The sequence below is a fragment of the Marinomonas sp. PE14-40 genome, assembly GCF_051623805.1.
Classification (GTDB): Bacteria; Pseudomonadota; Gammaproteobacteria; order Pseudomonadales; family Marinomonadaceae; genus Marinomonas.
On the sequence record NZ_CP130700.1, the window covers coordinates 3052142 to 3071544 of the forward strand.

Below are 19403 nucleotides of genomic sequence, written 5' to 3' on the forward strand. Positions count from 1 at the left end.
AAGAAGACTAATTTAAATGACATTTAATAATCTCGTTTTATTACCTGGAATGATGTGTGATGAGCGCTTATTTAGCCCTCAAATTAATCACCTGCAAGCATTTTCAGAGGTAATTGTTCCTCATTACGGCATGGCAATGACAGTAAACGCTATGGCACAAGAAGTATTACAGCAAGCACCAGATCAGTTTGCGCTTGCGGGTTTGTCTATGGGCGGTATTGTCGCTATGGAAGTGATTCGTCTAGCTCCTGAGCGTGTCAAAAAATTGGCGCTATTAGATACCAATCCTAGAGCCGAATTGAAAGAGGTACAGCAAGCCAGAGAGCCACAGATCATTGCGGTACAAAATGGCGGGCTAGCGAGATTAATGCAAGAGCAAATGATTAGTCGATACTTTGCCGAACAAACGCATAAGCAGCCGTTAGCTGATATTTGTTTAAATATGGCACTAGATTTAGGTAGCGAAGCCTTTATAAGGCAATCAAAAGCGCTTCAAAGTCGTCCAGATCAACAGTTAAGTCTTAAGCAAGTGAAGGTACCGTCCTTAATTCTAATGGGGCAAGAGGATCAACTCTGCCCTTTAGATCGACATGAACTACTGCATGCCATTATTCCTCATGCTGAGTTTGTCATAGTCCCAAAAGCAGGGCACCTTCCCACTTTAGAGCAACCAAAGATCACTAACCACGCATTAGAGAAATGGTTACAACAATGATTAATCAAACTTTGTTAACAAAATTACAGCAAGTCGATACACCCACTGTGTGTAATGCCATTGAAGTTGCCCAAGGTAAACGCGGATTTAACCAGTTTACCCGTGGCACCATGTTAAGTTCTGCCCCAGACGCGGGCGCTATTGTTGGTTTTGCTCGTACAGCAAAAATTGCAGCGAATGAGCCAGCAAGCGAGGCAGCAGACATCATTAAAAGCAGACGAATGGCTTACTATAAGCATATGTTTGAAGGCCCTCGACCCGCCTTAGCCGTTGTCGAAGATACGGATTACCCAAATGCAGTTGGCGCCTATTGGGGAGAGATAAATACCTCAATCCATAAGGGCTTTGGTATGAGTGGTGCGCTGACAAATGGGGTCATGCGAGATCTAGGTGATCTTCCCGATGGTTTCCCTGTTATTGCAGGCTCCATTGGCCCTAGCCATGCTTTCGTACATGTAAAAAGTATTGCCGAAACAGTCGAAATTTTTGGTATGACAGTCAATGATGGCGATTTAATACATGCTGACCGCCATGGTGCATTAGTTATTCCCCTTGATGTTATTCCCGTATTGGAAAGTGCGATTGATAAGTTACTTACGACGGAAAAATTAGTCTTAGGTCCTGCCTCAGAAAAGGGGTTTAATTTCGAAAAATTCGAAGCAGCTTGGGCTGCTTTTGAAAAGAGCCGTACTTAAGAGGTCATTATGCTACAACAAGCAAAACAACTCGTTCGTCATTATTATGAATGCTTAGACAATGCCGAGTTAAACGATATAGAAACTAACACCAAAGACTTTATAGCTGATCAATATTTATGGCGTGGTTACCACCCTTTTAATGAGCAACAAAGCTACACTGACGTCGTCTCTTTATTTTGGCAACCTCTACGCCAAGCGTTTAAACATCTACAACGCCGTGAAGATATTTTTATGGCAGGCGTAAACCGATTACCTGGAGGCAAAGAGGGTAAAGGTGCTTGGGTCGTTTCTATGGGGCATTTAATGGGCCTATTAGATGACTCTTGGCTGGGCATTGCAGCAACAGGCAAAATGACTTTCTTGCGTTATTGTGAGTTTCATAAAGTTGAAGGAAATAAAATTGTCGAAACGGCAATGTATTTCGATATTCCCCATGTCATGATGCAAGCGGGCTTAAACCCTTTCCCACCAATGACTGGCGCACAACTCGTACAACCTGGACCAATGACACACACTGGCCTTTTGTATGACGAAGTAGATCCAGTTGAAGGAAATAAAACCATTGCGCTCATCGATTCTATGGTCGATAACATCTCGACTTGGCAGCAAGAAATGTCTTTAGAAGATGAGTTACGCCAACATTGGTGCGAAGATATGATTTGGTGGGGGCCTACTGGAATTGGTGCATCTTATACCATTGAGCGCTACGCAAAGCAGCATTCTGGTCCTTTTAGAGCAGGCTTTAAAGATCGTATTTTCAAAGGCCATTTATGCCGCATAGCAGAAGGAGAGTTTGGTGGATTTTTTGGATGGCCAAACCTTACTTTAGAACCAACTGGTGGCTTTATGGGAATGCCTGCGACAGGGAAACCGGGAGACTTACGAGTAATAGATATTTATCGCCGTAAGGGTGACAAGTTAGCTGAGAATTGGATTTTTATTGATCTCCTTCATTTTTGGAATCAACAAGGTCTCGATATTCTAGACCGTATGAACCAAGTGCCTAGAACCTAACAGTGATCGCCTAAAAATCAGAGTTTAAAGCAAAACGATGGGAGGAGAACAAGATGGCGGATAAAGACTCACGACTCAATCTATTAGACAGTTTTCCACTACAGACTTACGATAAAATTCGCTACGCTGACACAGACCGTCAAGGTCATGTTAATAACGCCATGTTCTCAACTTTTTTAGAAACAGGTAGAGTTGAGTTTATGTCTGATACAAAAAAAGGCATGTTGGCTGATAACTGTGAGTTTGTTATTGCCAATTCGAATCTGAATTTATTGGGTGAAATCAACTGGCCAGGTAATGTTGATATTGGCACTCAGGTCATCAAGGTTGGTAATAGCTCTGTTTGCCTTTTTCAACGTTTGTTTCAAGACGATCGCTGCGTGGCTTCAGCTGAAACTGTGATTGTTCAAATGAATGAAACAACAAGAAAGTCTCAGCCACTTTCTGATTATGCTAGATCCATATTTATTCAGTATCAAAGTGCAGATCATACATAACTATGAACAATCACTTTATCGCAACCCATAAAAAAAAGGGCCTTAAAAAGCCCGTTTTTTTATTTCATTTTTTAAAGACTAAACAATATTTCTCGGTGCAAAAGAGAAGCTTCTAAATTCCTTTTTATACACAGAATCGCCAATCTTTCTGATATTAGCCACCCCCATTTTGTAGTTATAGTTACCACTAATTTGGTCTACAACTCTGGCTGTTAGTGAGTTAGATGGTTGTTTCATATCTATCATATTGGCATAGAGCACGCCTTTTTTGGTACAGGGGGTGACGATAGCTACCGCTGTCACTGCCGCCTTATCAAGCTGAATATGCCCTGCATCTAACAGCTGGTTAAATTGAAAATCATCCCCTTCAACCCCCAAGATAGTATCTTTAAAACTCGGTACTCGATCTGAATACATCATCACCTGATCACCCGATTCAATCCCCCGTTTCTTGGCGTCATCAGGGTGTATTTCGACCCAATTTTCAGGCCAACGTTGAGCCGTATAAGCACGGCGCTCCACATCATCAAAGCCTGATTGCCAAATCTCATTCACGCGGCCATTAGAGAACCAAAGCTCGTCCCCTTTGGGTTTGATCCAAGCATAGAAGTCACTAAAGAGGCCCCACGGGTGTTTCTGCATATTAATTTTGCCCGTTTGAGAGTTGAAACCTGTAAGCTGTTTCTTCAAAACATTAGCTCCTTGAGGCCCATCAGTGAGGCCCTTTTCAGCCAAGGTTTCTGCGCTCATTTGGGTGTCATGCAAACGCTTAGTGCCCACCAGCTTTTTAGTATCATAGTTATAGAATACAGGGCCTTGTAGGCCTTCTGTTCCATACTCTTTGAGCTTTTGGTGCAGGGTTTTACCTTCTGCATGGGCGGCCACTTTAATCATATTAAAGTCTTTACGGCTACCACGGCTAAAACGTGATGCCTCTTCTGCCACCTCATTTGAGTTCTGCCAATCAAAGCCATCAAAACCCATACGTTTAGAAAGCTGAGCAATAATCCACCAGTCAGGTTTCGCATGGCCCGGTGCATCATTAAACTTTTGATAAAGACGCAAACGGCGCTCACCATTGGCACGCATAAAGTCTTCTTCTCCCCAAGTTGCCGCAGGGAAAACAATATCAGCAAACTTAGCGCCAATCGGATCTCGCAAATAAATATCCTGATTCACAACCACCATACCGCCAGAGTCAGCACGGGCTTTTAAGGTGTCGATAATCTCTTGTTTGTCATAGCTATAAACCTGATGAGGATTGGCGACTGTCAGCTCCCAAAATTTCTTTTGTAAACCTTGAGAACCACACATGGCTTGAATCCAAGTGGTGCCTATCACATGGGTAAAACGAGTATGGCCTGAAAATAAATATCGATCCGTATCCAAGGCTCTACGACGACGTCCCGGCACTTTTTCTGGCGACTTATTACGGGGTAATTTACCGCCAGATTGTCCACCGCGTTGATGCCCACCAAAGCGACCCACCACTTGCCCTTCTCGTCCACCAGCACCCACTAAGGTTGCTAATGTCGAAATAGCATTGGTATTGCCTGTATTGTTAGACCAATAAAAGCCTTTTTCGATGCCGATTGAGGTTTTAGGGCGTTTGCCGTTAATAGGTTTAGCCAGCATCTCGGCAGCTTGATAAAGCTTTTTAACCTCTATGCCCGCCATATTCGCTGCGTAGTCTGGATCATATTCAGCTTGGGCTAGATTCCATTTTTTATAGTCTTCATAACCATTGGTTTGAAACTTGCCCCAAGTCGTACGCCATTGCCAAGGCGTATTACGGGTACCTTGCCCAGAGCCCGAGTTAGATTCCCATTTACTGTTCACCCAGTTTTCAATCCAATCTTTATCCTGCCAATCGTTCTGCATTATGATGCGAGCAATAGCGCCAACGACCAAGGTGTCAGAACCCGGATTGACATCTAGGTGTAAGCCACCATGTTTTTTCATATAGGCAATACCCGCCGTTTCTCTAGGATTCAGAATAACGGTTTTCATGCCCCTTTGAATGGCTGGCATTATGTACTGGGTAAAGATAATAGTTTTGGTTTCGTAAGGGTCGGTACCACATATCATCAAGGTATCTGCCGCGCCCCAATCGTCATAACTGGGTCCAAAATTATCAAAACCCGCATCTCTAAAGCCCGGGGTTGAGGTCACATCTGAAGGTGTGTCATGGAAACTAAAGTTCGCCGTATTAACATGACGCAAGGCGTACTTGGTAATAGCATAGGTGTTTTCAATGTATTGATAAGAATAGGTTTTCACCCCATAGGCATTACTGCCATGGGTATCAATCACATGTTGACCGACAGCCGCAGCTATCTCTAAAGCAAACTCCCACGTCACAGGCTGTAAGCTGCCACCAATACGTACCAAGGGTTGGGTTAACCTGTCTCTGGTTCCTGTGGATGGGTTATAGACTTTTTTCGCTAACAAGCCACCTCTCATAGAAGAGTCACCCATTTTATTCACCACAGTCGCATCTTTATCTGGCACCACGATGATGTTGTGAGGCTTGCCCTTATGCATCACCACATTATGCTGTGTAGGCGCTACCCAAGCCTGTAAAGGTGCGGTAGGAAAGTCGAGTCCAAAGGCATTTTCACTGGCTTTCATACCGCCATCCGCCATCTCTAGCGGCCAGCGATAGACCTTATAGCTACAGGCAACAATGCAATAATCACAGGCGGTGGTAATCACCTCAGCTTGCTTAGGTGGCAGAGGGGCATGATCTTCTGGAATATAAAAATTAGTTGTCATGATTAAGCTCCTGCGACTGCAATTAGGTTGTCAGATCGGCCAAATAACAGACCCATGATACCGACGGCGTATAAAAGGTCGCCTTCTTGCTCTAGTAAGACTTGAGGCAAGCTCTCATAAGCTTGGCCTGAAACGATAATGCCGTGACGGCGCAGATCAAACGTCGAAAGATGGAATGGACACTGGCCAATAACCCTATGTTCATCCCTGACTTTGTATTGATTATCTAGAGGGCCTCCTTGATGGGTACACATCATAGAAAAGGCCACTACATCTTTGTTTTGACCTATGCCGCCACCGCCTTCAACACCCATGCGTACTAACATGGCACGAGAGTTTGGGCCTTCATCTGGGTAGTTGAAATACAATGGCTGATTGACTTTTAGCTGGCTCAACTTGCCCACTAACTGCCTAGGGTAAGAGGTCACTTTTGCCTGTACTTGCTGAGCTTGTGCGGTACCTGGATACAAGGTGAGAGAAACTAAACTCGCACCACCAACAGCTACACCAGAGGTCATTAAGAATTTACGTCTGCTCATCATACATTGGGTATGTTCAGCAGGGCTTTGCTTGGCTTTATCAAGCTGGCTTGAGTCTCTTGTTTGGTCAAGACTTGTTTGATCAAGATTAGTCAGGTCATCTTTCATTTTATTGCCTCCAGCAAAGCTTGTTTAGTAAAGAGAGGTTTTGACTCAGGAATAGCTGGGTAATCCATTACCAGCTTGTCACCACTAAAACTGTCTAGGAAAGCCAGCAAATCGGCTTTTTCAGTCTTACTCAAATTAAGCGGTTTGATTAGCTTAGATTTAGTTTGAGGGAAGCCAGTCGTGCGCCCATCTTTGCTAATGCCTCCCTTGTTATAAAAGTCGATCACATCTGCCAAGCTAGTGATCACCCCATTGTGCATGTATGGGGCTGTGTACTTGGTATAACGCAGACTAGGTGTTCGAAACTTACCTTTCATATCCGCACGTTTACCCCTGAAATAAACACCTGGGTCAGCCTTCCCTGTGCGGTATTGTTTCTCTGTGGAACCTTTCGCATAAAGCTCATAACGGAAAGTGATTTGCGCTATGGCTTCCTGCTCCCAGCGCTTATTGGTTGGTACACCTATGTTGTAATACTTCTCATCACTGGCAAGGGCACCGTTATGACAGGCAATACAATTTGCCCTACCTTCAAACAGTTTTTTACCTTTCAACTGCTGTGCCGTTAAAGCGGACTTATCCCCTAGCAAGTAATTATCTAGCGGTGTATCGGTTTGAATTAAGGTGCGTTCAAAAGCGCCAATGGCTTTCCAGGCATTACTGATTTTTGGATAGTTATCACCAAAAATTTGTTTAAAGCCCTCAACATATTCAGGCACCAGTGCGAGCCTTGCTTCCATCAAATCATCTTCGCCATTACCCGCGACGGAACCTTTGGCAGCACTTTTGGCTTGAGCTTCTAATGAGTTACTAGAGCCCGCCCAAAAGAGTTTAGAGTAATAGGCTGAATTGATTAGAGTCTGGCTATTACGCCAATGCACTGTGTTTGGATAACCTAACGATAAGTCTGTTGGAAAGTCCCAACCTGTATCAGGCAAGTGACAAGCAACACAAGGAGTGGACTCATCTCCCCCTAAGCGACCATCGAAAAATAACAACTTACCTAATTCAACTTTTTCTGCTGTGGTTGGATTATCAAGAGGCGTTGGTACTGCCCCTAAAGGCGCTAAAGGCAAATAACTTTTATCACCTAAAACCACAGGCGATAATTTGGCTGCCACAGCATCCGCTTTTGCCGCCCTTTTCATTTCTGCTTGAGCATCAAAACTCGGCATAGGCGTATCCGCCAGCACAAGAGATGAGGTAAAACTGGCTGTGGTTGCCAACAAACTCAGGCTCACTCGGATAAATAATTTCGGTTTAGCTTTCATAAGTCCCTCCTTAGTTTTTGGCCTTTAACCAGTTTTTAGTCGGCTGATATTGGTAATCCTTCTTAGTCCAAACATGCTGTTCACTGGTCAGTGGTTTGGAAGATAAAGACTCTAAGAAGGCAACCAAGGATTGCTCTTCTTGGCTCGTCAAATTAAGGGGCTTAAGTCGGCTGTCCTTATTGGAATCTTGCCCGCCACCTTGGTTATAAAAGGCGACGACATCCGCTAGCGAGTCCATCACCCCGTTATGCATATAAGGCGCTGTTTGGGCGAGTTCACGTAGACTTGGGGTAACAAACTTGCCCATATCTGAACCGTCTATTTTGTGGCTTTGTACATGTGCGCCCACATCACGCTTGAGGTTCATGTAGTTCTCATTACCCATAAACATATTGAAGGCGATAAAGGTTTCGTGACGCTCTGGGTCCAAGAAGATCTCTAGGTTCTCTTTTACCCCTGTGTTATAGGCCTTACCGTCACTAAGAAGCGGCCCATTATGACAAGCCGTACAACCCGCTTTCCCTTTGAAGAGGTTAAGCCCTTGCTCAGCTTGAGCAGATAACTGGCCTTGATCATAAGGACTGTCATAGGAGATTAGGGTTTTAAGATATTCAGGAATGGCTTTACGAACAGAGCCATTGGAAGGCTCTCCATACCCTGCTTTTTTAAACATGGCCACATAGATAGGATCTTGCTTGATTCGCTCCTGCATGAGCCTCATATCCATATTCATCAACCAATCTTCTGTGATCATCTCCCGTGTCACATCATTAAGGTTGGTGCCTAAGCGTCCATCATGAAACCACACTTCTTTTAAGCTGGTATTAATCAGAGAAGGCACATTACGAAAGCCCTTACTGCCGGTGTAAGCAGGGGCCAATGGCGCGGGGTAACTAAAACCTGATTCTGGTTGGTGACAAGTTGAACACGCTAATAAACCGTCACCAGATAAACGTTTATCAAAAAATAATCTTTTACCTAACTCAGCTTTCGCTGTATCAATTTTCACCTCAGGCAGGGGGCCAAAATCCATTTTATCTTGGGCCATCAAGGGCAATGAGGACAGAGAGACTCCGAGCAAAGTCGGTACTAGCAGTCGCATCTTCATGGTTAGCTCCTTTAACAGGGACATCAAATAAGTTTTCACTCATTTTTATGAGAAAAACTTGGCTGTGATATCCCTAAGGCATTTTCTATACCAAGAGTTTAAAAACCACCTAGCCCTTTATTTATCTGGTTTTAATCAAAGCGCTACCTATCTCATACAAGACAGATTTAACGCTTTGTACAATTTCTTTTTTATGGCTTTAACGAATCATTCAATTTTCAAACGAGGCTTTTAAAAGCGCTTGCTACAAAGGCTAACCTTGATTCAAAACAAGAAAAGGAAACGCTAAATACGCTATTGATAGACTTAGATCGACACTTAAAATCACAATAAAATCATTCAAGATATGTCATCGCTAGGAGCATATATGTCATCTCAGCAATACCCTGTCAGCCACCAAGAAGCCTATCAAGCACTGGTGAACTTGCTTGAACAGGGAGACGAAGCCCAATCTTGCTACAGTGCAAAAGCCATCGCTGAGGCTCAATATCATGAAGCCCTGCCACAACTTAACCAATGCCTTTACCACCCAGATGCAGACGTTGTCATAGATGCAACCAAAGCCTTAGGAGATTTAGGCTTAGGGGATGTTTCTAGTCTCATTGATGTGGCTAAAAATCACCCTGACGGAGATGCAAGACACGAAGCTCTTATAACCTTGAGTAAACAAAGCCTGCTTAACGAAACCTCTCACCCAGAACAACAACGCATCATAGATTTATTCGAAGCTATGGCAAAAGGTCGTGTGCCTGATGATGCTTGGGGGATGACAAATGATTGGGACGAATGGTGGGACCTACAACTTCTTGCGGTACAACTCTTTGCACAAGTCGCCACTACAAATGCCATTCCTTTGTTTAAGGAGCTACTCGCAAACGATCCAGAGCCTGAACTAGAAATGGCGCTTTATAATGCTTTAGCTCAATTAGATTTGGAATATTGCCAGAGCCTCTTGGAGGCGACACCTAGCTTGTCACAAGCGAGAAAAATCACCAAGGCGATTAGCCTTAATCCAAGCCCTAAAGCCAATGTTTTGTTATTTAAACAAATGGATCAAAGCCAAGATGTGGAAATTAAAATCATTGGTATCAAAGCGTTAGCTCAGCGTAATGACAAGAATTACCAATGGGATCTAGCCAACCAGCTTTGTGATGAAAGTAATAGAGTACAAACCTGTGCGTTAGAAGCACTCAAACAGTTAGATGTGTTAGAAGATATCAGCCTTTCCAATTTAGAGTCTCTAGCACAAAGAGAGCAGGCCAGTAATTTATCCTGTTTGCTAGGACTAATCGAGCAACATTCACAGCAACCTAGCACGAGTTTTTTAGATTGGTTAACCAGCCTTATGCAGCATAAGTCTCACTCATTAACCTTGGGAGCAGCCCGTATATTAGCCAATAAAGCGAGCAAGGATAAGGCCTATCAAGCAGCTTTTGATCGTAGTTTAGAACTAGCCAAAAGCCCGAATACCCCCATCGCGATACGAATAGAGTTCATCCACTTACTGAGCCAATTCCAAGCAAGTTCAGAACCTCTATTAACTGAGTTTCGTACCCTATTAGATGAAAAACACCACGATGTGATGATTCGCCAAGCTTGCTTTGAATCTATCAGTCACTTTGCCCACCAGCCTGCTTATCAAGACTTTTTAGAATCTCAGGTACTAAGTGCAACCCCTGATAATCAGCGTATTCCCTTGGCTACAGACAAGCCAGAAACTATTGAGAAAAGTCTGTGTCAGCAAAAAGAGGTTGAAGAGAAACAAAGTAAGATTCAAGTAACCTCCACTTTAGCCGCGATTGCTCAAAGCAACCAGACCAATCAGGTTAATCCCCAAAGTCTAGAGCACGAGCGCAATATCAATAATATGCTGCTTGAACTAGAAGAAGGCTTTAACGATTATGGGGAGATAGTGTCTGGACACTTTCAAGCCTCAGATAAGTTAGACCTAAACCGTCGCAAAATTGCTAAACGCACTCAACTATCTAACCAGATTCTCGCTATTCGAAGCCTAGCAAAATGCCCTTATGAATTTGCGGCGACCTTATTGGTTGAAGCCTTAACTGGGGCTCAACCGGCATTACAAATCGAGCTATTTAATTCCATGGCACGCCTTGGGGAGAAACAAGGTACCAGCTTATTAAAAAACACCTTCGCAGCTTTAGCACATGTTATGTATCAAGGAGATAGTTTGAGCAAACAGGCCGCGACCCGATTGTTAGGCCAACTTAGAAGTCGTCAGTCGCTCACTCTTATTTTATTAGGCATTGAAGATGAGGATGAACATGTACGAATTTGTAGTCTGCAGGCACTTAAAATTCATATGGATGTAAAATCATCCGCCCTTCTACCTTTACTTGAAATACAACGCAGTTTACAAAGATGTTTGGCTGATTCTGCTGGTGGTGTGAGAAAGTTAGCCCTGCCTTTACTGGCTCGCTTAGAGCAGCAAGAAGATGTAGCCAGCTTAATTGAATGTGCTATTCATGATGAGGAAAGCCAAAGTATCGCGGCTCAAAACCTAGACTTTGCCAAGGATAAAAGCCTGAGTTTACTGGCTAAAAAGCTACCAGAACTTGAGAATCAAGCCCAGTATTTGGCGATTCAGTTAACCGGACAATTACTGGCTCGTTAAGGGTTCGCTCTCTTAAACTTAACAAAAGCTTGATTTGAAACATAAGCCCAGCTAATTCTAGCTGGGTTTTCTTTGCCCCATCACAAAATAATGTGAAGCTTGAACCTTGAGAATAATAAGGGATATTTTCAACATGTTTCAGCTAAGTCTAGGTCGTTCAAAAGGCCTTTTGAGATCCCTTATTTCGTCCCACTTTCTCTTTTTTAAGGGGGATAGAAGCGCCCTAGCTCGATTCTCTCTCTATTTTATCATTGCCAGTTTCATCATTACTCTCTCCTTACTCAGCCACTATTATCTTAGCGTCAGTAACGAGCAAAAATACGCCCTACACAAAGAAAAAATAACGGTTGAGCTTATTCAGCAAACCTTGGCTGATAACTTGGGAAATATGGCGGCCGACGCCAAAAACTTTGCTTTTATTAGCCGCTCATTGATGACGCTTACCACCCCAAATAGACAACTTTTATTAAACCAGTACTTTCTACAATTTAGCCAAAACCAAAGTGACTATAGTCAAATAAGGTTGCTTGATAAGACAGGACAAGAACAAGTCCGCATTAACCATATTGGTAATCAATATGAGGTGGTACAAGCCGATGAGTTGCAGGATAAATCACAACGTTATTACTTTCAGAAAAGCCTGACACTTAAGCAAGGTGAGGTTTATATTTCACCCCTTGATCAGAATATGGAAGCAGGCAAATTAGAACACCCCAGCGCTCCCACGATTCGTGTCAGTGCCCCTGTTTATGAGGATGAGGACTTAGTTGGTGTCATAGTATTGAATTATCGGGCCCTACCTCTTATCAAGCAGCTCCTTCGTTTATCGCCCTACTTTCTTAACCAACTTTATATTATCAATAGTGAAGCGACGGCCATGGTACAGCCCCTTAATCGAGCAGAATTTAGCGAACAATCTTCACCTAGTACTAGCCTTGATCTCAATCCAAATTTACTCAGTTTTATCGATATTAACGGCGCAAAAAATGAGTTTCTTTTTAATACTTCAAAGCATCTACCCGCAAACATCCAGAACCTTTTAAACAAGCAAACAAGCGGCCGCTTAGTTAATGAGGATGCTTACCTCACCTTCGCCACCAGCGTGGCACCAGACCACAAGCCTTGGCATGTGGTGTCTTCATTTTCAAAACTGTATTTTAAGCAAATTAGAATGCAGTTTTTCCAGCAATACCTCGTCTTTTATCTCTTACTTTATAGCTTGGCTTTCTGCGCTTGCCTTTACATTGTCTTTAGCCAAAGCCGCCATCTCGCCCAAGATAAGCAAAGAGCTTACGAGAAGCAGTTTCGCCAAGTATTAGAACAGATCCAACTGTTAGCCGTGAGCCTAGACCAAAAAGGCCGAGTAGTATTTTGCAACGACCTTTTTTTAGAACGTATGGGTTATGAGAAAAAAGAGGTGATAGGGCAAGATTGGGTTCGCCTTTTCATTCCATTAGAACTAAGGGAGCAGGTACAAACCTCACTGCAAAACACTCTTGCATCAGGTCATCATCAAGCCAGTTTTAAAGATGTGATTCAAGATAAGTATGGGCAAGTACATCTCTTATCTTGGACCTCAACCTTTTTACAGAAACGAGAACAGCAAGAACAGGCGTCTTCCCAATCCTTCACTCAAGCCCCCTTGGGCATTCTCACCTTAGTGGGAGAAGACATTACCCAACAAGAACAAGCTCAAGCCCAACTATTGCAGCTCAACCATGCGGTGGAACAGAGCCAAAATAGCGTCATGATCACAGACCTAACCGGCAAGATCATTTATGTGAACCCAACCTTTTGTGAAGTAACAGGCTATCAGGAATCTGAAGTCATCGGCATTCGCCCTAAATTTTTACAGTCAGGGGAAATGAATCAAGCTGACTATGAAGCACTATGGCACGCGCTTTTAGCAGGTAATGAATGGCGTGGGGAGTTACATAATAAGAAAAAGGATGGTTCGCTATTTTGGGAAAGAGCAGTCATCTCCCCTGTCAAAGATGCCCAAGGCCACAACCTTTATTACGTGGGCGTAAAACAGGATATTAGCCAAGAAAAGATGCTCTCTCAGGCACTTGAGTATGAAACAAATCAACGCCTACAACACGAAAAGCTCGCCGCCATAGGTAAGGTTGTCAGCATGATAGCCCATGACCTTAGAAACCCACTTAGTTCTATCAAGATGGTGCTGCAAATGTACCAAAGAAAAAACCAAGATGAGTTATGCCAAATATCTCTCCAACAAGTGGCTTACATGGAAGCCATATTGGCAGACTTATTAACTTATTCAAAACCTGAAAAACGCCAAGCCCAATGGTTAGATTTTAATAAATTAGTCAATCAAGTGCTCATGACTCAAGAACGTTTAGCAAGAGAGCATAAGGTGGCTATTAAATTAGCATTAACCTCTAACCTACCCACTCTATTTGCAGATCCCACTAAGTTAAAACAAGCAATACAAAATCTAATGACTAACGCTATCCAAGCCGCATCAAGCAGCACAGAGTTAAGACAAGTCAGCATTAAGAGCCACTTACTTTTACTGGACCAACCTCTGTATGAGCTTGATGAGAATGTCATTGATAAGAGTATGAGTTCAGACTTAACTCAACAAGGGCAAGCCAAGCACGCCTATCTCATGCTGAGCATTTTTAATACGGGTACGCCCATTGAAGGAGACTTAATCAATCAAGTGTTCGAGCCCTTTTTCACCACAAAAGCCAGTGGTACAGGATTAGGCTTGGCCATTGTTAAAGGTATTCTTGACCTACACCAAGGCTTGATCAATATACACCCTATCTCAAATAAGCAGCATTTGAGCGAAGAAGGTACAGAGGTATCTATTACCCTTCCCACTCACATGGCTCCCCTTCATTCACAAAATTTAAAGCAGGAAAGCGATGAGCAAGTTACTCATATGTGATGACGACAAGGGCATACGACGTACCCTACAACTTCATTTAGAATCCCAAGGTCATGAGGTTGAAACCCGTGCGGATGCCAGCAGTGGCATAAGCTTGGCACAGGACTATCAACCGGATGTCATCATCTTGGATATTTGCATGCAAGGCTTGTCTGGCATTGAGGCTCTCCCTCGTTTTAAGCAAGTCAGCCCTGCTAGTCGCATCATAATGATTACCGCTTTTCAGGACATGCAAAGCACCATTAGTGCAATGCAAAACGGCGCAGATGAGTATTTACATAAGCCCATAGATTTAGATGAGTTTGATCAGGCGATTAATACCGCCTTGGCACAACATCTGGCCCAGCTTAATCAAGACAGCCTTGAAACTCTGAACGTGCCTGATAATTTTGGCAACTCCATGGTTGGCTCATCTAATGCGATGAAACAGGTCTATAAAACCATAGGTCGAATTGCCCACACTAAGGCCAGTGTTTTAATTACCGGTGAGTCTGGTACGGGCAAAGAAATGGTCGCCCGTGCGATACACCAAGCAGGCATGCCAGAGCACGCTCCGTTTGTTGCGCTAAATTGTGCGGCGTTAGTGGATAACTTATTAGAGTCTGAGCTCTTCGGCCATAAGCGGGGAGCATTTACGGGGGCTGTCTCTGATCAAGCAGGTAAGTTTGCGCTTGCCCAAGGTGGCACCTTATTTTTAGACGAAGTGGGTGAGCTTTCCGCACAAATCCAAGCCAAGCTGTTGCGAGTATTACAAGAAAAAACCTACACACCACTTGGTGGTAAAACCGAATACCAAGCAGATGTGCGTATCATTTCAGCCACTAACTTAAACTTCGAACAGGCCTTAAAAGAGAAGCGCTTTAGAGACGATTTATACTATCGCTTGCAAGTGGTTCAAATTGAATTACCGTCGCTTCTAGAGCGCAAAGAAGACCTAAAAGAGCTTGTCCCCGCCCTGCTATACAGAGCCAATAAAGAGCTAGGTACAAAAATAGGTAAGATCACCAAAAGCGCTATGGATCTACTCACAGATTACCATTGGCCGGGCAATGTGAGAGAGCTTGAAAACACTCTAATCAAGGCGGTTGCCCTGTGTCCTAGCGAGCTGCTGACTGAAGATTTATTTACCGATATAGAGCAAAAGCTCAAACATGAGTTAAAGGATAAGTTAGTCAAACAACCGAAAGAAGACGCTTATCAAGTTCACCCAGATACACAAGATAGTAGTTTACAGCAGATAGAATACACCCATGTAAAACAGGTGCTCTCACAGGTAAATAACCACAAGGGAAAGGCGTGTGAAATACTACAAATCAGCCGACCAAGATTACAGCGAATCCTTGAAAGAGAAGAATAAATAAGGTGAGGTGTAACAGAAAAAAGATGGCACGCCCGAGAGGATTCGAACCTCCGGCCTTCGCCTCCGGAGGGCGACGCTCTATCCAGCTGAGCTACGGGCGCATTGTGCAGTTAAACTCTAAATGAGAATGAGCTTAAGTGCAGGGTATTTTAATGAAATATCTAATAGTTACCAGAACTTATTCTGTCATTTCTCAAATGAGTGGCCGCTTATGAAAAGCACCGTTCATTTAGACTGATTTTGTTATTTCATTTTGTTATTTCATTCAGTTTTTAACCCGTATAACTTCGAGTCCACTTGATAATGTCAGCAGCACCCATGGCACCAGAGTGGCGAGCGATTTCTTTACCGCCTTTAAAAATAATCAAGGTCGGAATACTGCGAATATTCAGCTGAGCACCTAATTGTTGTTCGGCTTCTGTATTGACTTTAGCAAGGCGTACCTTAGGTTCTAACTGGCCTGCAGCTTGTTCAAATTGCGGCCCCATCATTTTACAAGGGCCACACCAAGGCGCCCAGAAATCGACTAATACAGGCAGGTCATTGCGTTGTAAGTGTTTTTGGTAGTTTGCTGCGGTTAAATCAATAGGCTTAGCATTAAAGATAGGAGTTTGGCACTTGCCGCATTTTGGAGAATCAGCAAGACGTGTGCTTGGAATACGGTTTACAGCTAAGCAGGCTTGGCACACTAGATGTGTAGAATCTGTCATGATTAATTTTATCGTCTAATAAGGTACAAAGGGTTAAGGAATCCATTTAACCTTAAAGCTCAGGCTAAAACCAGCCTGGATTAAAGTACTAGCTATTCACCCTTAATCTACCACTTCCGCTTCGCCTTCAATCGTTTGTACTGCTTTTTTAGCGTGTGTCACTGATGCACTGTTTTCAGCTGATTCAAGTGAATAACCTAAGGTGAAATTCACTTCAAAGTCATGCAAAGCTTTAGGTTTCGAGAAGAAGTAACCCTGCATATTCGGGCAACCCATATCAGCTAACTGGTTAGCTTGATGCTCACTTTCTATACCTTCTGCAACTATGTGAAGGTCTAAATCCTTCGCCATCGCCACTATATTTTTAAGCAACAGTCTGTCTCTTTCACTGTCATCAAAGCGGGCGATAAAGCTTTGGTCAATTTTTAAGATATCTATTGGCATACGAGCGATGTGACTCAAGCTTGAGAAACCAGTACCAAAGTCATCTAACGCAATGCGATAACCCGCTTTTCGAAGTTTATAAATACGATCTACAGAGGCATCATTAATCAATACGTTCTCTGTCACTTCTAAGATGAGATTATTCATCAGGCTCGGTTTTTGTTCGGCCAATGCGACTAGTTCATTGGTCAGAGCCGAGTTTTTAAGCTGGTGAGGGGAAAGGTTCACATTAATACAAACCTCATCACCGAAGATACGTTTCACTTCCTCAAGGTCAGATAACGCTTGCTTGATAACCCATAAGCCAATTTGGTTTATCAACCCCATCTCTTCAGCCACAGTGATAAACTTATCAGGACCGACCCAGCCTTTGGTAGCTGACTGCCAACGAATCAAAGCCTCAACACTCATAATGCGTTTTTGCCCAGGATTCACTACGGGCTGATAGTTCAGACTAAATTCATCATGTTCATAGGCATAGCGCAATGCGCTTTCCATTTCGTACCTTTCTACCCCTTGGTTTTCCATTTCAGGGCGATAACAAACGCAGTCAATTGCTTGTTTATGCTTAGCTTCATACATGGCAAGGTCAGCACGCTTAATCAGCGTCATTGTGTCTGTGCCATCTTTTGGATAAACCGCAATACCGGCGCTGGCCGCACAATGGAAGTCTCGATTTTGAATTCGGATCGACGCAAAGATCTCTTTATGTAAAAAGTTAATACGCGACAATAATTGATTTCCGGGGATAAATAGCAAGAACTCATCGCCACCAAAACGCGCTAAACGCTCGGTTGGTTCTAATAATGAGTTCATTCTTTCTGACAAACCAATTAACAGAGCATCACCCACATCATGGCCAAAGGTATCATTAATGAGTTTGAAGCCATTTAGGTCAAATAAGACTAAATAGAACTGGTCTACATAAGGAGACTTAATTGAGTCTTCCACTGAGCCCATCGCCGAATAACGATTAGGGAGTTTTGTGAGCCAGTCATGGCTTGCTCGCTCTGATAAAGAACGCTTAACGTTCTCTTGCTCTGTGGCATCTTCGATCACTGCCACCCATTTTGTTTGTGACGCCTCGGATTCAACTCGAGTTAAATGCCATTTGAAGTAGAGCTCTTCTGGTTCTTGCTGCCTGCCCCGTAAACTCTTGGTGACTAAAATGAAGTCCTTATCACCATGGCTTTCAAAGCGTTCTAATAGAGGGTCAAACTCATTACATTGACGACTACCAGCATACATGGCCAAAGCCGATAAGTGACTATGCTGTATTTGTTCTTCGGTCACTTGGAAGAAAGCCTGACAACGCTGGGAGTAAGACAGAATCTGAATGTCTTGATCGAACTCGATAATGCCCACTGAAGCACTATTTAGAATGAGATCTTGCTTTTGATAAGCCAATATCAATTGTTGCTCTGTGACAGATAAGTGCTTAGCTGTATTTTTCTGTTGCTTGAGAATCTGCCTAATACTGTCATCAAGTTGATGGATTGAAAGTTGTTTACCCTTGTCTGAGGTCTTATTTGAAAACTCAGCCAATAAGCTCGCCATCGGATTCATTATGATAAAACGAGCAAATAACCAAAGTAAGAAACAAGACACCATAAGGCCAATCAAGATCAGAGTGATATCACTGACTAAGTCATGCAATGCGGCTTGATAACCTTTCTCACTCGGTAAGGCGACCCAAAATGTCAGGGATAATTCGGAGTTTTCATTTGCTCTAATAAGATTTCGCTGGGCAAAAATATAATGGTTATCGTCGATATCAACACTTTGCAGCGTCCTATCAAGTAGGTCGTAATCTTGCTTTTCAGATGCTTGATACTGTTTGGGTAAAATATCACCTTCACTCGGCGCCATCTCCCCATAACGTGCCATTACTCTATTGTTTTCATCCGTTATAAAGGCAAGCACTTCGCCATTCGTTTTTTCAAATTCTGCTAAGCTTGCTTGCCACCATGAAAACGACATAGTACCGACGGCGACACCCAACAAGTCTTTACTTTTCTTATCTTCAATCGGATAGGCCATATGGATATGCAGTTCGTGGTCAATCGTATCACGAGCCAGATTACTAATGGTTAAATTGCGATAACGAATAGCACTTTCAAAATAAGGCTTGTTCGCTGAAAAATTAAGATCACCATCTAAACTGGCGCTACATATCAGCTCGCCAGTTGGCGTAGGCACACCAATACTGGTAAAAATAGGGATCAAATGAAGCTGTCTTTCGAGTAATACTTTACAGCCAGAGTAATGAGGGTTTTGAATTTCGGGAAATTGACTTAACTCAGTTAAAAAGTACCTAGCTTGCTGTATTTTAGCGGTTTGCTGCACGATAAGCTGATCAGCAAAGAAGTTGGCATCGCCATTAAGACTGTGTAAATGAGACTGATAAGTGCGCCAAACATTGTTGAATGAAAGAATAACCCCAGGTAGTACACAAACAAGTAATGCGAGTAATATTTTTTTACTTACCTTAGAGTTTAGCTGCACTTATTGGGTCTCCTACCACTTTAAAGAAGCAATACATTAGCAAAATTAATATCCCATATGCAATTAAGCCAGTTCCGACTCGGCTCAACCATGATCAAAGCTATCAA

At 43.1% G+C, this 19403-nt stretch carries 13 protein-coding genes and 1 tRNA gene; 7 read left to right on the top strand and 7 right to left on the bottom strand.

Annotation, left to right across the window (positions count from 1 at the left end; genetic code table 11):
• The first annotated feature begins 16 nt into the window (after window positions 1-16).
• Genes Q0A08_RS14195 through Q0A08_RS14210 form a run of 4 tightly spaced genes read left to right on the top strand, consistent with a single transcriptional unit; the run spans window position 17 to window position 2924 of the window.
• On the top strand, window positions 17-715 hold the full coding sequence (locus tag Q0A08_RS14195; RefSeq protein WP_438462174.1) for an alpha/beta fold hydrolase: 699 nt from the start codon (window positions 17-19) through the stop codon (window positions 713-715).
• Entirely contained in the window at window positions 712-1410 is a 699-nt protein-coding gene (locus tag Q0A08_RS14200) for an RraA family protein (RefSeq protein WP_438462175.1), read from the top strand. Before Q0A08_RS14195 ends, Q0A08_RS14200 begins: the two co-directional genes overlap by 4 nt.
• Window positions 1411-1419: 9 nt before the next feature.
• Window positions 1420-2427, top strand: a complete 1008-nt coding sequence (locus Q0A08_RS14205; protein ID WP_438462176.1) for an ester cyclase — start codon at window positions 1420-1422, stop codon at window positions 2425-2427.
• Window positions 2428-2480: 53 nt separating this feature from the next.
• Window positions 2481-2924: an acyl-CoA thioesterase gene (locus Q0A08_RS14210; RefSeq protein WP_438462177.1), complete on the top strand. Its 444-nt coding sequence runs from the start codon at window positions 2481-2483 to the stop codon at window positions 2922-2924.
• 78 nt (window positions 2925-3002) lie between these two features.
• Here the strand turns inward: Q0A08_RS14210 and Q0A08_RS14215 are convergent, their stop codons facing one another.
• From Q0A08_RS14215 to Q0A08_RS14230, 4 genes are read right to left on the bottom strand one after another with little or no spacing between them, the layout of a single operon-like run.
• A complete protein-coding gene (locus tag Q0A08_RS14215; RefSeq protein WP_438462178.1) occupies window positions 3003-5699 on the bottom strand; it encodes an arsenate reductase (azurin) large subunit in 2697 nt (898 codons plus the stop codon).
• Window positions 5700-5701: 2 nt separating this feature from the next.
• Window positions 5702-6346, bottom strand: a complete 645-nt coding sequence (locus tag Q0A08_RS14220; protein WP_063337999.1) for an arsenate reductase (azurin) small subunit — start codon at window positions 6344-6346, stop codon at window positions 5702-5704.
• On the bottom strand, window positions 6343-7617 hold the full coding sequence (locus Q0A08_RS14225; RefSeq protein ID WP_438462179.1) for a cytochrome-c peroxidase: 1275 nt from the start codon (window positions 7615-7617) through the stop codon (window positions 6343-6345). The genes Q0A08_RS14220 and Q0A08_RS14225 overlap by 4 nt, the downstream gene beginning before the upstream one ends.
• 10 nt (window positions 7618-7627) lie before the next feature.
• Entirely contained in the window at window positions 7628-8725 is a 1098-nt protein-coding gene (locus Q0A08_RS14230; protein WP_438462180.1) for a cytochrome-c peroxidase, read from the bottom strand.
• 367 nt (window positions 8726-9092) lie between these two features.
• Between Q0A08_RS14230 and Q0A08_RS14235 the strand changes: the two genes are divergently transcribed.
• The 3 genes from Q0A08_RS14235 (at window position 9093) to Q0A08_RS14245 (ending at window position 15634) form a co-directional block, all read left to right on the top strand.
• On the top strand, window positions 9093-11360 hold the full coding sequence (locus Q0A08_RS14235) for a HEAT repeat domain-containing protein (RefSeq protein WP_438462181.1): 2268 nt from the start codon (window positions 9093-9095) through the stop codon (window positions 11358-11360).
• A 133-nt stretch (window positions 11361-11493) separates the two neighbouring features.
• Window positions 11494-14277: a PAS domain S-box protein gene (locus tag Q0A08_RS14240; protein ID WP_438462182.1), complete on the top strand. Its 2784-nt coding sequence runs from the start codon at window positions 11494-11496 to the stop codon at window positions 14275-14277.
• Window positions 14255-15634, top strand: coding sequence for a sigma-54-dependent transcriptional regulator (locus Q0A08_RS14245; protein ID WP_438462183.1), 1380 nt, complete (start codon window positions 14255-14257; stop codon window positions 15632-15634). The genes Q0A08_RS14240 and Q0A08_RS14245 overlap by 23 nt, the downstream gene beginning before the upstream one ends.
• 27 nt (window positions 15635-15661) lie before the next feature.
• Here Q0A08_RS14245 and Q0A08_RS14250 read toward each other — a convergent pair.
• From Q0A08_RS14250 to Q0A08_RS14260, 3 genes are all read right to left on the bottom strand, one after another.
• Window positions 15662-15738: transfer RNA gene (locus tag Q0A08_RS14250), tRNA-Arg, on the bottom strand.
• Between the two features lie 171 nt (window positions 15739-15909).
• Complete coding sequence (gene trxC, locus Q0A08_RS14255; RefSeq protein WP_438462184.1) at window positions 15910-16347, bottom strand: thioredoxin TrxC; 438 nt, start codon at window positions 16345-16347, stop codon at window positions 15910-15912.
• Between the two features lie 102 nt (window positions 16348-16449).
• Entirely contained in the window at window positions 16450-19296 is a 2847-nt protein-coding gene (locus Q0A08_RS14260) for a bifunctional diguanylate cyclase/phosphodiesterase (protein ID WP_438462185.1), read from the bottom strand.
• Window positions 19297-19403 lie beyond the last annotated feature (107 nt).